Below are 13,147 nucleotides of genomic sequence, written 5' to 3'. Positions count from 1 at the left end.
TCAAAAGGAGGTTAAGCTATGACTGCCGTAAATGATAAAATATCCACAATCGTCAATGGTAAGCGTGTGATTACGAAAAAGCCGGAGCTTCTCGCACCTGCGGGTAATCTTGAAAAGCTGAAAATCGCTGTTCATTACGGAGCGGACGCGGTCTTTATCGGAGGACAGGAATACGGGCTGCGCTCGAATGCCGATAACTTTACGATCGAAGAAATCGCAGAAGGCGTTGAATTCGCAAAGAAATATGGCGCGAAGATCTATGTAACAACGAATATTTTCGCTCATAATGAAAACATGGACGGGCTTGAAGACTATCTAAAAGCGCTTGGAGACGCCAACGTTGCCGGCATCATTGTGGCGGATCCGCTTATTATCGAAACATGCCGCAGAGTGGCGCCGAATGTTGAGGTTCACTTGAGCACACAGCAGTCTCTTTCAAACTGGAAGGCTGTCCAGTTCTGGAAGGAAGAAGGTCTTGATCGCGTCGTGCTGGCACGTGAAACAAGCGCTCTTGAAATCAGAGAAATGAAAGAAAAGGTAGATATCGAAATCGAATCCTTCATTCACGGCGCAATGTGTATTGCATATTCCGGCCGCTGCGTGCTGAGCAATCACATGACAGCGCGGGATTCCAACCGCGGAGGCTGCTGCCAGTCATGCCGCTGGGATTATGATCTCTACCAAACAGACGGTGCCAACGCCGTTGCTTTGTATGGTGAAGAAGATGCACCATTTGCGATGAGCCCGAAAGATTTGAAACTGATTGAATCCATTCCGAAAATGATTGAAATGGGAATAGACAGCTTAAAGATTGAAGGCCGCATGAAATCTATTCACTATGTAGCAACTGTTGTCAGCGTATACCGTAAAGTAATTGATGCTTATTGCGCTGATCCAGAGAACTTTGTGATTCAAAAAGAATGGCTTGAAGAACTTGATAAGTGCGCCAACCGGGACACTGCGACAGCTTTCTTTGAAGGAACGCCAGGCTATGAAGAGCAAATGTTCGGCGAGCACGCCAAAAAAACGACATATGATTTTGTCGGCTTAGTGCTGAATTATGATGAAGACACACAAATGGTCACGCTTCAGCAGCGCAATTTCTTCAAAAAAGGCGACGAAGTGGAATTTTTCGGTCCGGAAATCGAAAACTTTACACATACGATTGAAACCATTTGGGACGAAGACGGAAATGAGCTAGATGCTGCCCGCCATCCCCTGCAAATTGTCAAATTCAAACTAGACAAAAAGATTTATCCGAGCAACATGATGAGAAAGGGGAAGTAACAGCCCATGGGTAAGAATCCAGTAGTCATTGGAATCGCAGGAGGTTCCGGTTCAGGAAAAACGAGTGTCACACGGTCCATTTATGAACAATTTAAAGGACACTCGATTTTAATGATCCAGCAGGACCTTTATTATAAAGACCAAAGCCATCTTCCGTTTGAAGAAAGGCTGAACACAAACTATGATCATCCGCTTGCGTTTGATAATGACTATTTAATCGAGCATATTCAAGATCTATTGAATTATCGCCCGATTGAAAAGCCGATCTATGATTATAAGCTGCACACCCGTTCAGAAGAAACGGTTCACGTAGAGCCAAAGGATGTCATTATCCTTGAAGGCATTCTTGTTCTTGAAGACAAAAGGCTTCGTGATCTGATGGATATCAAGCTTTACGTTGATACGGACGCTGACTTGCGTATCATCAGACGGATTATGAGAGATATTAATGAGCGCGGACGCTCTATTGATTCTGTCATTGAACAATATGTGTCAGTGGTCCGTCCGATGCATAATCAATTCGTCGAGCCGACAAAACGATACGCTGATATTATTATCCCGGAAGGCGGACAGAATCACGTCGCAATTGATCTGATGGTCACAAAAATTCAAACCATTCTTGAACAAAACGCGATTTTGTAATACCATAGCATAGACATAAATAACTCTGACCATATTATGTATAGGCAGGAAGGGAATGTGCGAATTCCCTTCTTTCCCTGTTTATAAACGCGAAATATTTGCAGAACGACAAGATTCAGTTTAAGATAAACAGTACCTATATGGGAGAGAAGAACGAGGACTGCCCTGTGTTCTCATTCTTGTATTTTTTAGTTTATGCTCTCATACATAATCGAAGATGTTGAGGGACAACCAGAAGGAGTGAAGGGACATGGCACAAGAGAAAGTTTTTCCTATGACTGCAGAAGGAAAACAGAAACTTGAACAAGAATTAGAATATTTGAAAACGGTTAAACGAAAAGAAGTAGTAGAGCGCATCAAAATTGCGAGAAGCTTCGGAGACCTTTCCGAGAACTCTGAATACGATTCAGCGAAAGAAGAGCAGGCATTTGTAGAGGGCCGCGTGACGACTCTTGAAAATATGATTCGCAATGCGAAAATCATTGAAGATGACGGCGGCTCTAACGTAGTCGGCTTGGGTAAAACCGTCACTTTCGTCGAACTGCCTGACGGTGATGAAGAATCATATACGATCGTCGGAAGCGCCGAAGCTGATCCGTTTGAAGGGAAAATCTCAAACGATTCACCGATCGCAAAAAGCCTTTTGGGCAAAAAAGTAGATGAAGAAGTCACAGTTCAAACACCGGGCGGAGAAATGCTCGTGAAAATTGTGAAAATTTCATAATATCTGTTTAGCAGCGAAACACCTCGTCCACAATGTGGGTGAGGTGTTTTTTTATGATGATATCGAAACGAATGAAGCTGGCAGTCATCGCTTTTTTGATTGTATTTTTTCTGCTTCTGCTGAGGCTTGCAGAAATCCAGCTGTTCTTCACAGAATCATTTTCTAAAAAGAAAATCAATTTGATTCAAGAAAGTGTGAAACAGCGGACGGAGGAAGTGCTTATTTCAGATGGAAGAGGCTCTTTTTTAGATCGGAACGGGCGGGCGCTGACAGGCCAAAGCGAGCCTGCGGTTGTTTTGTTCCCTTTTCTGCTGACACAGGATTGGCCGATCAAAAAAGTTGCGGACATCCTCGGCATGTCTGAAGACGATTTGCGCCAGACACTAGGTAAGGCAAAAAAACCGGTCATTTTGCAGCTAAAGAAAATCAAAACACTTTCAAAACAATCTATCACAAAAATCAATTCTTTGAAATATCCCGGCATTTACGGCGTATATATGGAGAATGAAGACAAGCCAAGCCTTGCTTCACATACGATAGGGAGCACGAATCAAGATCCGGCACTGCTCCGAAAGAAATATCCTGACAAGGAGAACCTTCCGATTACGACAGAAATCGGAACAACCGGTTTAGAACGGACATTTGATGAATTTTTGCTTCCGGAACAAGACACAAAGCTTTTATATCATGTGGACGGAAAGGGAAACCCTTTGTTTGGCATGGACGTCAAATATACAGCTGAAGCCAATACATTTTATCCACTCCAGGTCAAAACAACGATCGATCAAAGCATTCAAAAAGCGATGGAGGAGGTATTGGATGAACAGGGGCTGAAAAAAGGAGGAGCTGTGCTGCTGGACATCGAAAATAGCAGCGTTTTGGGTATTGTAAGCAAACCTAATGCGGATGTGTCCCGGCAAAACACACTTCAAAATTATATGCTGACGCCAATCTATCCCGGATCAGTTTTTAAAACAGTTATTGCAGCGGCAGCAATCGAAAATAATACGGTGAAGCCGAGCCAAACCTTTAATTGCAATTTAAACCTGTACGGGGAACCGGGGGACGACAAAGGAACCTTGTCTTTTGATGAAAGTTTTGCCCAAAGCTGCAATTACACATTTACGAGTCTTGCAGAACAATTAATGAAAAAAGACAGCTCGGTTATTGAAGATATGTCTGAGAAGCTGGCTCTCACTGATCGGGCAGGCTGGGAGGGAAAGCTGTACCACGAAACCGATTTCCGTCAGCTGTATAACGAAAAAAGCGGCGTGATATGGGGGGATGAAAAAGACAAATCAGTCAAAAAAGCCATTGCGCAAACAGCGATTGGGCAGAAAAATGTAAAGGTAACGCCGCTCGAGGTAGCCAATATGATGGCGACAATCGCCCGCGGCGGAGAAAAACGACAGGTGAAAATTGCCGAACAAATTGAGTATAAGAATGGCACAACGCTCGTTACGTTTAAAGATCAGAAGCTTAAAGGAGAAACGATAGACAAATATACGTCACAGCAGCTTCAAAAAATGCTGCGGCGGGTGGTAGAATCTCCTTCCGGAACGGGCAGAAGGTTTCAAGATCTTCCGTATACTGTAGCAGGGAAGTCGGGCACAGCCCAGACAGGCAAGCTTTCAAAAGAGAAAGAAACGCTTTATGAAAAATGGTTTGCCGGATACTTTCCCGCGGATAAGCCGAAATACGCTCTTGTTGTTTTACACATGGATACACCGGGAGATAAGGCTCTGACAAATTCAGTGTTTTATGATATTGTTAAAAAAGTACACGAAATTGAAATCAATCAGAAATAGAACAACTTCTCAGCACATGTTAAAATATATGCTGAGCCAAGAGGGATAAAGGAGTGCAGAATTATTGAGCAATAATCAATCTCGTTATGAAAACCGTGATAAGCGCAGAAAAGCCAATTTAGTGCTTAACATTTTAATCGCAATCGTATCCATACTAATTGTCGTAGTAGCAGCGAATCTCTTCATTAACAGTCCTTCTAGCAAAGATGTCAGCAAGGATTCTGAAACGACACAAAAACAAGAATCTCCGGCTTCAGGAAAGACGGAAAAGAAATCGGATGAGGATATAAAAGACAGCAAGAAAGATACTTCTGACAGCGAAAAGGATTCTGAGAAGTCTTCAGATTCTGATTCAGATTCAAAAAAAGATGATTCTTCTTCTAAAAAAGATGACTCTGACTCAGATTCAGCAGGTGACGGGCTTAAAGATGCAAAAGTTACAGAAGGCGGCTCATCAAGCGATGTGGAAAAAACGTATGAAAATTCTGACTGGAAAGCAGTCGGAACTGAGCAGACAGGCGAGCATGCCGCTACTTATGATTCAAGCTCACAAGACTGGGCTGAGATGCTAAAAGCCATTTCATATGCAACAGGTGTCTCAACAGATAACATGACGGTGCTCTGGCTTGGAAATAACGGCAGCCCTCAGGATGCCAAAGGCAAGATTTTAGACAAGGCGACTGGGAATAAATATCAAGTCACGATTACATGGGTTGATAAAAAAGGCTGGAAGCCGACAAAAGTAGAAAAGCTAAAATAAACAAAAGCAGCCGGGTTACAACCGGCTGCTTTTGTTTTAGGCTTCTGCTGCGAAATGAACCACCGCGCTATACAATATTTTTCCTTCTGCCACAGCAGTTTGGTGTGAAACAGATTTCACCCGGAGCATGATGGCTTTATTGTTTTCAATTTGTGTATTGATTTTCTTTTCAAGCTCCTGCAATGAAGCCGCTTCAAAAAATTCCACTTTGTCTTTAATCAGATCTAATTGAAAATTCATGTCTTGACCCTCCAGCTTTCACAAGTCATATGAAGTATAAGCTTTTTTGCAGTCTTTGCGCAATATGAGATGGCATAAAATACACAAAGTGTTTTAGTACCTGCTTTTCATAAGATGTGGTATGATAGGAACTGTTCCATCGTTAATTCATAGTATACTTATAGGAATTATTAAATATGGAGTGTGACAAATATGGGACGTGAATTTATCCCTCTCTTTGAAGATTGGGCAGCAACTTATGATCAAACAGTACAAGGCTTTGATATTCAGTATAAAGAAGCGTTCAGAGGCTACGATCATATCCTTGATGCCATCGTCAGCAAATCTGGAATGCACGTGTTAGAATTTGGCCCGGGGACCGGGAATTTAACAGCAAAGCTGCTTGATGCGGGCAAAACTGTATTTGGAATCGAACCTTCTCCAGCAATGCGTAAACTGGCTTCTGACAAGCTTTCAGGCAGAACGGAAATCTTAGACGGAGACTTCTTGACATTCCCTAAGCCGCCATTTCAGGCTGATACCATTGTCAGTTCATACGCTTTTCATCATTTAACCGACGAAGAAAAGCGGGCCGCCATAAAGCAATATGGCAAATACCTTCATTTGCATGATAAAATAGTGTTTGCCGATACCGTCTTTGAAGATGCGCAAGCGTATCAACAGGCTATCGATAAAGCCCGTTCTCAAGGCTTCTATCAGCTTGCAAATGATTTAGAGACAGAACATTATCCTACATTGGATGCGTTGAAAGAGATGTTTACAGCTGAAAGTTTTGCAGTCCAATTCACTCAGCAAAACGACTTCGTGTGGATAATGGAGGCGATCAAACGGTAAAATGAAGGGAATGTGAATAGATGAAACTAGCAGTCATCGGAGCAATGGAAGAGGAAGTTACCATCCTAAGAAACAAACTTGAAAATGCAAAAACAGAAACAATCGCACACTGTGAATTTACAACTGGCGAATATGAAGGAACTGAAGTGATTCTTCTAAAATCAGGAATTGGAAAAGTGAATGCTGCTATCAGCACGACGCTTTTGCTTGACCGTTACAAGCCTGATTATGTGATTAACACAGGCTCAGCGGGCGGATTTCATCATACATTGAATGTAGGAGATGTCGTCATTTCCACTGACGTTCGCCACCATGATGTAGACGTAACGGCTTTTGACTATGAATACGGGCAAGTGCCAGGTCTTCCGGCTGCTTATCCGGCGGATGAAAAGCTGATCAGCATCACGGAAGAAGCGGTTTCCGAACTTGACGGCATTCAGGTTGCAAAAGGAACGATTGCAACAGGCGATTCTTTTATGAACGATCCGAAGCGGGTTGAAGAGGTGCGTGCGAGATTTTCTGATCTATACGCGGTTGAAATGGAGGCTGCGGCAGTGGCTCAGGTGTGCCATCAATTTAAAACGCCGTTTGTCGTCATCAGAGCGTTATCAGATATCGCAGGAAAAGAATCACATGTTTCATTTGACCAATTTTTAGAGCAGGCGGCTGTCAATTCAACAGAGCTTGTGTTAAAGGTGATCAAACGAATTCATTAAAACGGAGGCATGTTCTCCTCCGTTTTTCTAAAAACAACCTCTAATAAGGAGGAGGACATACATGACAGTGATTACGGACATTACCGAGCTGATTGGGAATACACCGCTTCTCCGCTTAAAGAACTTTGATGTTCCAGAAGGAGTCGCGGTGTATGCCAAGCTTGAAATGATGAATCCCGGCGGAAGCATCAAAGACAGACTGGGAGATATGCTGATTCGTGACGCGCTCGATTCAGGCAAGGTGAAGCCCGGCGGAGTGATTATAGAAGCGACGGCAGGCAATACAGGGATCGGCCTTGCGCTAAGTGCCAGAAAATATGGGCTCAAAGCGATTTTCTGTGTTCCGGAACATTTCAGCACAGAGAAACAGCAAATTATGCAGGCGCTTGGAGCATCAATCATTCATACACCGCGTGAGGACGGAATGCAGGGAGCCATTCAAAAAGCCATGCAGCTGGAGACTGAGATTGAAAATTCTTATTGTGTTTTGCAATTTAAAAACCGAGTAAATCCATCGACTTACTATAAGACGCTTGGACCTGAAATATGGGAAGCGCTTGACGGGAATATTCATACGTTTGTCGCCGGGGCAGGATCAGGGGGCACGTTTGCAGGAACAGCTTCCTACTTGAAAGAAAAAAATCCAGCAGTCAAAACGGTGATTGTTGAACCGGAGGGTTCGATTTTAAACGGAGGAGAGCCTCATGCTCATAAAACTGAGGGCATCGGCATGGAGTTCATTCCCGATTATATGAATAAGAATCACTTTGACGAGATCTACACCGTAACAGATGAGAATGCGTTTAGACTTGTGAAAGAAGGGGCAGAAAAAGAAGGCCTGCTGATCGGAAGCTCTTCAGGTGCAGCGCTTTATGCAGCATTGGAGGAAGCGAAAAAAGCATCCGCGGGAACTAACATTGTTACTGTATTTCCTGACAGCAGCGATCGATATATCAGCAAACAAATATACGAAGGAGGCATCTGATATGAAGAAAAAAACAATGATGATACATGGCGGAATCACAGGTGATGAGAAAACAGGCGCAGTTTCCGTGCCCATTTATCAAGTAAGCACGTACAAGCAGCCGAAAGCAGGGCAGCATACAGGCTACGAGTATTCAAGAACGGCCAATCCGACTCGAACCGCTCTCGAATCACTTGTGACAGAACTGGAAGACGGGGAAGCAGGTTATGCGTTCAGCTCAGGAATGGCTGCCATTACAGCAGTTATGATGCTGTTTAACAGCGGAGATCATGTCGTGTTGACTGATGATGTGTACGGCGGAACATACCGCGTGATGACAAAGGTGCTTAACCGTCTTGGCATTGAATCAACATTTGTCGATACGAGCAGCAGAGAAGAAGTTGAAAAAGCAATTCGTCCTAACACAAGAGCCATTTATATTGAGACACCGACAAACCCGTTGCTCAAAATCACCGACTTGACGCTCATGGCGGATATCGCAAAAAAATCAGGAGTTCTGCTTATCGTAGACAATACCTTTAACACGCCTTATTTTCAGCAGCCGCTTACTTTAGGCGCTGATATCGTGCTTCATAGTGCGACAAAATATCTTGGCGGACACAGTGATGTCGTCGGAGGTTTAGTTGTAACAGCCTCGAAAGAGCTTGGAGAAGAGCTGCATTTTGTGCAAAACTCCACAGGCGGTGTGCTCGGCCCTCAAGATTCCTGGCTTTTGATGAGAGGAATCAAAACGTTGGGACTCAGAATGGAAGCGATCGATCAAAATGCGCGGAAAATCGCAAGCTTTCTTGAGAATCACCCTGCTGTCCAAACGTTATATTATCCCGGTTCTTCAAATCATCCCGGACATGAGCTTGCAAAAACGCAAGGATCTGGCTTCGGCGGCATGATCTCCTTTGATATCGGCAGTGAAGAACGGGTAGATGCGTTTTTAGGAAATCTGAAACTGTTTACCATTGCTGAAAGCTTGGGGGCGGTTGAAAGCTTAATTTCTGTTCCGGCTAGAATGACACATGCCTCTATTCCGAGAGAACGCCGGCTTGAGCTCGGCATTACGGACGGGTTGATCAGAATTTCTGTGGGAATTGAAGATGCGGAAGATTTGCTGGAAGATATCGGCCAAGCGCTTGAAAATATATAACAAATGGATAGAATTACTTTCTCTGTAAGTCGACGGATTATATTATAATAGTCGTATACTATGAATCTGGCAGGTGATTCTTTTGAATAAAAATAGAATGAAATCTTTAAAAGAAGACTACAAGCATTTTGCTTTTACATTGCTTGCAGTCAGCACTTTTTTATATATAGGCGCAGTTCTCCCTGATCAAGGCTTAACATTAGGCCAGAAATCGACTATGTTTTTAGCGGATTGCGTATTTTTAGCCGGTGCCTTCTTTTGCGCTGACCGTTCACTTATTTACAAGAAGCGTTTGGAAGAAGCCGACGAATAAAAAACAGCCATCATCGCGCGATGGCTGTTTTTCTGTTATTTTTCTCGAAGTTCTTTTCCCATGCCTTTTAAAAACTGAAGGCCGAAGCCGACGGCTCTGTTGATGTCAGGGTCGTTCATTGCTTTTAACAGGTCGAGAACCCCGACTTTCTTGTCTTCTTTTAAAAAGCTTTGTGCCTGTTCAGTCCCAGCCATTACGCTTTCTAAAAGCTTTGCTGTAAACTCAGGATCGGCTTTTGTCAATGCGCCTCCGGCGGCCATCATCGTGTTGATGAGGTTGGTGACAGGCTCACGGGAAACCTGGCCAAGCGCAATCTTGGCAATGTCTTCCTTCGCTCTCAGCATGCTTGTTGCCGCGTCAAAAATTCCAAGATCATTGAGTTCATTCATTATCGTCATCGTTTTAGAGACGGCGTCCTCGTTTTTCGCCAGCAGTTCTTTCAGTTCTTCTATTTTTTCAAGCTTCATTTGCTCGGCTGTTTTTGTTTCTTTTTTGATCGTCGTAATGGGAGTGGCCATTCGTTTTCCTCCTATCGGTTAATCAGTCAGTCAGATGGACATAGCCCGGGCGGTTCCATTTTCTTTCTGCTTCGACTCCGTTTTGCGGGTGCCGTTTTTTGTTGCGCGGATTTGTTTTTGGAAGCGGCGCTGTTTCACAGCCGCCAAGCACTTCCATGCGGACCTTTGTCTGTTTATAAGCAGGCGTGTTCGTCCGTTTATCAGCTGCAGGTCCCGTCAAGAAGTTAATCGCTGACTCCTTGTCTGTCGAGTTCATTGGCAGATAGAGTTCATTTTTCCGTACCCGATCTGTGATCAGCGCGTTCAATTTGACTGCTCCGAACGGAGAAACGAGGCGTACAAGCGAACCGTCACAAACACCTCGCTCTTGTGCAAGCTCAGGTGAGATTTCAACGAATACATTCGGCACTTTAGCTTGGATGCCTTTCGATTTATTTGTCATGTTTCCTTCGTGGAAATGCTCCAGCATCCGTCCGTTATTGATATGAAGATCATATTCCTCCGGAAATGCCGCTGGCTCAGTCCAATCAGAAAGGGCAAAGCGGGCTTTTTTGTCAGGGAAATTAAATCCGTCTTCATACAGAAGCGGTGTGCTTTCACCTGTGAAGCTGCCCCATAGGAAGCTGTTCCAGCCTTCTAGCACCTCATAGCTTGCTTTGGCAAACAGAGGAGAAAGGCTTGCCATTTCAGAGAAAATGTCACTTGGATGGCTGTAATTCCAATTCGCTCCTAAACGGTTTGCCACCTCTTGAATAATCCACCAGTCCGGCTTTGCGTCACCAAGCGTCGGAAGCGCCTGATACAATCGCTGTACACGGCGTTCTGTGTTGGTGAATGTTCCGTCTTTTTCAAGTGAAGGAGTGGCCGGCAAGACGACATCCGCATATTGAGCTGTTCTTGACAGGAAGATGTCCTGTACCACGAAGAAATCAAGGCTAGATAAAATATCATGCACATGGTTCGCGTTTGAATCGACCAATGCCATATCCTCACCGACAAGATACATGGCCTTCATTTTGCCTTCTTCAATGGCATGAAGCATTTGAATATTATCTAAACCAGGCTTTCCATCAATCTCAACACCATATGCCTCTTCAAATTTAGCGCGGGCTTTGTCATCTGTAATATGCTGATATCCCGGCAGCCAGCCAGGCAATGTTCCCATATCACAAGCGCCTTGCACGTTATTGTGTCCGCGCAGAGGATAAGCGCCTGCACCCGGACGGCGATAGTTGCCCGTAGCGAGAAGCAGGTTTGATATGGCTGCTGATGTATCAGAACCGCCTGTATTTTGTGTGACACCCATTCCCCAAAGGACACAAGTGCCGTCAGCATCACGGATCATTTCAGCGATTTGAATGATGTTTTCTTTTGAAAGGCCTGTGATGCGTTCTGCATAATCAAGCGTATACGTTTTAAGGGTTTCTTTATAATCTTCAAAGTAATTGACGTTCTCATCAATAAACGCCTGATCGTGCCAGCCTTGGTCGATCATATATTTCGTAACAGCCATCAGCCAAACTTGGTCTGTGCCTTGTTTAGGGCTGATGAACAGATCAGATCGCTCAGCCATCTCATTTTTACGCAGGTCGGCAACAATCAGTTTTTGACCGTGGAGCTTGTGTGCCCGTTTGACGCGTGTTGCGAGCACTGGATGTCCTTCCGCCGGATTGGCGCCGACGATGATGACGAGACCGGCTTTGGCGATATCTTTAATCGTGCCGGCGTCACCGCCCATACCGACAGTGCGGAACAATCCGTCTGTGGCAGGAGACTGACAGTAGCGTGAACAGTTATCGACGTTGTTTGTTTCAAATACCTGACGCGCTAGCTTTTGAATGACGTAGTTTTCTTCATTCGTAATTTTAGATGAAGAGATAAACCCGACAGAGCCTTTACCGTACTGCTCTTTAATTGATCCTAGTCTGCTTGCGACAAGATCGAGGGCCTCTTCCCAAGAAGATTCCACAAAAGCTCCGTTTTTACGGATTAAAGGCTTTGTGATCCGCTCTTCAGAATTGACGAAATCCCAGCCGAATTTCCCTTTGACACATGTGGAAATCGCGTTAACCGGAGCATCAGAAACAGGCTGGATCTTTAGAATATCCCGGCTTTTTGTCCATACTTCAAAAGAACATCCGACACCGCAGAACGTACATACAGTTTTTGTTTTTTTCGTTCTCGTTTCTCGCATTGCCGCTTCAACTTCAGAAATGGCAAAAATGCTGCCATACCCCGGCTCAACATTTTTTACGAGGTCAATCATCGGTTCCATGACATCCTCTTTAATGCCTGTCATAAAGCCAGCCTGCCCGAGCATTGATTTTTCCATCAGTGCATTACATGGACATACTGTGACACACTGACCGCAGCTGACACAAGAAGATTCATTGATCGGAACGCCCTCATCCCAAATAACGCGAGGGCGTTCGCGTTCCCAATCGATTGAGAGTGTTTCATTTACCTGAAGGTTTTGACAGACTTCAACACACTGGCCGCAGGCAATACATTGGTTTGGATCATAGCGGTAAAAAGGATGAGACATATCAACCGCGCAAGAAGGATCTTCTTTTGGCGTATATGGGTATTTTTGATGCTCAATCCCCATCATTTCCGCTGTATTGTGCAGCGTACAGTTCCCATTGTTGTTATCGCAAACCGTACAATACAGCAAATGGTTTTCAAGAAGGCGGTCCATCGCCTCGGTTTGCGCTTCTTTCACTCGATTTCCCGAAAGATCAATTGACATTCCGTTTTCTGCGACCGTCGCGCATGAACGAACCAGCTTGCCATTTGCTTCTACAATGCAAGTATCACAAGTTTGAATCGGATCAACCTCAGGTACGTGGCAAATCTGCGGGTATTCAATTCCGTTTTCATTTAAAATATCTAAAATTGTGGCCCCTGCTCGTGCTTGAATTTCTGTTCCGTCTACACGGATACTGATCGACTTACCGTCCATCATATTCATATTCCCCTCCATCTTTCTTTCACGAAGTCAAAAAAAGCCATGTATAGATACACCTGTCCTTAATTCTAAGAAGGTGTAAACACACATGGCGGAATAGTTCACTAGCAAGTCTTACTAACAGACCAATCCTTGATTTTTATAAAACGATAGACTCATAACAAGATCCTATTACAAATCCATCAACACTGCTTTTATTATAAAGTGATAT

General features: G+C 44.2%; 13 protein-coding genes. 10 read left to right on the top strand and 3 right to left on the bottom strand.

Translation table 11 applies throughout. The features are described from left to right. The first annotated feature begins 18 nt into the window (after window positions 1-18). The 5 genes from CDO84_RS12845 to CDO84_RS12825 all read left to right on the top strand — a co-directional run bounded on the left by CDO84_RS12845 (window position 19) and on the right by CDO84_RS12825 (window position 5,221). A complete protein-coding gene (locus CDO84_RS12845; protein ID WP_003229802.1) occupies window positions 19-1,287 on the top strand; it encodes a peptidase U32 family protein in 1,269 nt (422 codons plus the stop codon). Between the two features lie 6 nt (window positions 1,288-1,293). Further along, the gene (udk, locus tag CDO84_RS12840) at window positions 1,294-1,929 is read left to right on the top strand and encodes a uridine kinase (protein WP_003225916.1); all 636 of its coding nucleotides are present in this window, start codon (window positions 1,294-1,296) and stop codon (window positions 1,927-1,929) included. A 250-nt stretch (window positions 1,930-2,179) separates the two neighbouring features. After that, the gene (gene greA / locus CDO84_RS12835) at window positions 2,180-2,653 is read left to right on the top strand and encodes a transcription elongation factor GreA (protein WP_004399078.1); all 474 of its coding nucleotides are present in this window, start codon (window positions 2,180-2,182) and stop codon (window positions 2,651-2,653) included. 53 nt (window positions 2,654-2,706) lie between these two features. Continuing rightward, a complete protein-coding gene (locus tag CDO84_RS12830) occupies window positions 2,707-4,461 on the top strand; it encodes a peptidoglycan D,D-transpeptidase FtsI family protein (RefSeq protein WP_040082311.1) in 1,755 nt (584 codons plus the stop codon). Window positions 4,462-4,525: 64 nt separating this feature from the next. Beyond that, entirely contained in the window at window positions 4,526-5,221 is a 696-nt protein-coding gene (locus CDO84_RS12825) for a YrrS family protein (protein WP_040082312.1), read from the top strand. A 36-nt stretch (window positions 5,222-5,257) separates the two neighbouring features. Here the strand turns inward: CDO84_RS12825 and CDO84_RS12820 are convergent, their stop codons facing one another. Continuing rightward, window positions 5,258-5,461 carry a YrzA family protein gene (locus CDO84_RS12820; protein WP_040082313.1) on the bottom strand — a complete coding sequence of 68 codons (204 nt, stop codon included), beginning with the start codon at window positions 5,459-5,461 and terminating at the stop codon, window positions 5,258-5,260. 192 nt (window positions 5,462-5,653) lie between these two features. Between CDO84_RS12820 and CDO84_RS12815 the strand changes: the two genes are divergently transcribed. The 5 genes from CDO84_RS12815 (at window position 5,654) to CDO84_RS12795 (ending at window position 9,450) form a co-directional block, all read left to right on the top strand. Further along, window positions 5,654-6,295: a class I SAM-dependent DNA methyltransferase gene (locus CDO84_RS12815; RefSeq protein ID WP_040082314.1), complete on the top strand. Its 642-nt coding sequence runs from the start codon at window positions 5,654-5,656 to the stop codon at window positions 6,293-6,295. A 20-nt stretch (window positions 6,296-6,315) separates the two neighbouring features. Continuing rightward, window positions 6,316-7,011: a 5'-methylthioadenosine/S-adenosylhomocysteine nucleosidase gene (gene mtnN / locus CDO84_RS12810; RefSeq protein ID WP_014664785.1), complete on the top strand. Its 696-nt coding sequence runs from the start codon at window positions 6,316-6,318 to the stop codon at window positions 7,009-7,011. A gap of 61 nt (window positions 7,012-7,072) precedes the next feature. Then, entirely contained in the window at window positions 7,073-7,996 is a 924-nt protein-coding gene (locus CDO84_RS12805; protein ID WP_040082316.1) for an O-acetylserine dependent cystathionine beta-synthase, read from the top strand. Window position 7,997: 1 nt separating this feature from the next. After that, window positions 7,998-9,137, top strand: a complete 1,140-nt coding sequence (locus tag CDO84_RS12800) for a bifunctional cystathionine gamma-lyase/homocysteine desulfhydrase (protein WP_040082318.1) — start codon at window positions 7,998-8,000, stop codon at window positions 9,135-9,137. 82 nt (window positions 9,138-9,219) lie between these two features. Then, complete coding sequence (locus CDO84_RS12795; protein WP_003237358.1) at window positions 9,220-9,450, top strand: YrhC family protein; 231 nt, start codon at window positions 9,220-9,222, stop codon at window positions 9,448-9,450. 35 nt (window positions 9,451-9,485) lie between these two features. Here the strand turns inward: CDO84_RS12795 and CDO84_RS12790 are convergent, their stop codons facing one another. Both CDO84_RS12790 and fdhF read right to left on the bottom strand, forming a co-directional pair. Next, a complete protein-coding gene (locus tag CDO84_RS12790; protein ID WP_040082320.1) occupies window positions 9,486-9,968 on the bottom strand; it encodes a helical membrane plugin domain-containing protein in 483 nt (160 codons plus the stop codon). A gap of 22 nt (window positions 9,969-9,990) precedes the next feature. Continuing rightward, window positions 9,991-12,933: a formate dehydrogenase subunit alpha gene (gene fdhF, locus CDO84_RS12785; RefSeq protein WP_082032979.1), complete on the bottom strand. Its 2,943-nt coding sequence runs from the start codon at window positions 12,931-12,933 to the stop codon at window positions 9,991-9,993. Window positions 12,934-13,147: the final 214 nt, after the last annotated feature.

The sequence above is a fragment of the Bacillus sp. MD-5 genome, assembly GCF_002201875.1.
Classification (GTDB): domain Bacteria; phylum Bacillota; class Bacilli; order Bacillales; family Bacillaceae; genus Bacillus; species Bacillus stercoris.
This window is presented reverse-complemented; position numbering and strand designations above follow the sequence as displayed.

Excerpts from the sequence above, each read along its gene's own strand:
- fdhF (WP_082032979.1), bottom strand. The coding sequence starts at position 12,933 with ATGATGGACGGTAAGTCGATCAGTATCCGTGTAGACGGAACAGAAATT.
- CDO84_RS12800 (WP_040082318.1), top strand. The coding sequence starts at position 7,998 with ATGAAGAAAAAAACAATGATGATACATGGCGGAATCACAGGTGATGAG.
- CDO84_RS12805 (WP_040082316.1), top strand. The coding sequence starts at position 7,073 with ATGACAGTGATTACGGACATTACCGAGCTGATTGGGAATACACCGCTT.
- CDO84_RS12845 (WP_003229802.1), top strand. The coding sequence starts at position 19 with ATGACTGCCGTAAATGATAAAATATCCACAATCGTCAATGGTAAGCGT.
- greA (WP_004399078.1), top strand. The coding sequence starts at position 2,180 with ATGGCACAAGAGAAAGTTTTTCCTATGACTGCAGAAGGAAAACAGAAA.
- mtnN (WP_014664785.1), top strand. The coding sequence starts at position 6,316 with ATGAAACTAGCAGTCATCGGAGCAATGGAAGAGGAAGTTACCATCCTA.
- CDO84_RS12815 (WP_040082314.1), top strand. The coding sequence starts at position 5,654 with ATGGGACGTGAATTTATCCCTCTCTTTGAAGATTGGGCAGCAACTTAT.
- CDO84_RS12830 (WP_040082311.1), top strand. The coding sequence starts at position 2,707 with ATGATGATATCGAAACGAATGAAGCTGGCAGTCATCGCTTTTTTGATT.
- udk (WP_003225916.1), top strand. The coding sequence starts at position 1,294 with ATGGGTAAGAATCCAGTAGTCATTGGAATCGCAGGAGGTTCCGGTTCA.
- CDO84_RS12790 (WP_040082320.1), bottom strand. The coding sequence starts at position 9,968 with ATGGCCACTCCCATTACGACGATCAAAAAAGAAACAAAAACAGCCGAG.
- CDO84_RS12820 (WP_040082313.1), bottom strand. The coding sequence starts at position 5,461 with ATGAATTTTCAATTAGATCTGATTAAAGACAAAGTGGAATTTTTTGAA.